Below are 1,450 nucleotides of genomic sequence, written 5' to 3' on the forward strand. Positions count from 1 at the left end.
ATGATCTGCCCCGTAAATGTTAGACACCAATCTAACATTTACGGGGTGTTTTTTATGGCTAAATTTACAGTGGAGGAAAAGGTTCAATATGTTTTAAGGTATCAGAATGGGAATGAATCAATGGGGGAAATTGCGAAAGGTATTGGTGTTCATGAGAGTATTTTTAGCGCATGGGTTCGCCTTTATGAACATCATGGAGAAGGCGCCTTTATAAAATCCTATACAACCTATTCTACGAAGTTTAAAATGGATGTACTTAATTATATAGATGAAATGGGTACATCCTACCGTGAAACTGCTGCCATATTCAATCTTCCCACACACACAATGGTTCGAAGATGGCAACTTGCGTTTGAACAAGGTGGAATTAATGCCCTAGAAACAAAGAAAAAGGGGCGTCCATCCTTGAAGAAAAATACGAATAAAACAGAAACACAGAAGCCAAAATCAGATGAAGAAACAGTAGAGGCTTTACAAGCGAAAGTCGAACGCTTAGAAATGGAGATTGTCTACTTAAAAAAGTTGAATGCTTTAGTTCAAATGCAGGAAAAATTACAAACAAAATCAAAGCGCAAGTAATTTTCGAACTAAAGTATCAGTATGAGATCGTGGATTTAGTTAAAGTCGCTGACATTCCACGCAGCACGTATTATTATTGGGAAAAACGATTAAAACAAGATGATAAATATGACAAGGTAAAAGAGGCTATTAATGAGATTTTCCATGAACATAAAGGTCGTTATGGGTACCGTCGAATCACAAAGGAGTTAGAAAAAAGAGGGTTCCGTCATGATCCAAAAACCATCAACCGTCTAATGAATGATATGGGTTTAAAATGTATGGTACGTATGAAGAAGTTCAAATCATATAAAGGAAATGTAGGCAAAACAGCTCCAAACGTTTTAAATCGTGATTTTACTGCCGAAGAGATGAATCAAAAATGGGTAACTGACGTCACAGAATTCCACCTATTTGGTGAGAAACGTTACCTTTCTCCTGTACTAGATTTGTGTAATGGAGAAATCATTGCGTATAACGTGATGAAACGTCCTGTTTATAAATTGGTGGGAGATATGTTAGACCGAGCGATTGAACGTCTTCAGCCGGGAGACCAAGTGATACTCCATTCAGATCAAGGTTGGCATTATCAAATGGGACAATATCAAAAAACGCTAGAACATCATCAAATTACACAGAGTATGTCCCGAAAAGGTAACTGTTTGGATAATGCAGTCATGGAGAATTTCTTTGGCTTATTGAAGTCCGAACTCCTTTATCTACAGGAATTTGACAGTATAGAGCATTTTGAACAGGAATTAGATGAGTATATTCACTATTACAATCACAAACGAATGAAGGCAAAATTAAAAGACCTGAGTCCAGTGGAATACCGAACTCAAGTCTTAAAGGTTGCATAAAATATTTGTCTAACTTTATTGGGTCAGATCAT

At 36.8% G+C, this 1,450-nt stretch carries 1 protein-coding gene; it reads left to right on the plus strand.

Going from position 1 to position 1,450, the window contains the following annotated elements; genetic code table 11:
- Positions 1-54 precede the first annotated feature (54 nt).
- A protein-coding gene (locus tag M3189_RS26355) for an IS3 family transposase (RefSeq protein WP_251639761.1) occupies positions 55-1,418 on the plus strand; the annotation gives its coding sequence in 2 pieces (ribosomal slippage) (positions 55-514 and positions 514-1,418; 1,365 coding nt in all).
- The last annotated feature ends 32 nt before the right edge of the window (positions 1,419-1,450 follow it).

The organism is Neobacillus niacini, from assembly GCF_023715415.1.
Classification (GTDB): domain Bacteria; phylum Bacillota; class Bacilli; order Bacillales; family Cytobacillaceae; genus Neobacillus; species Neobacillus niacini_C.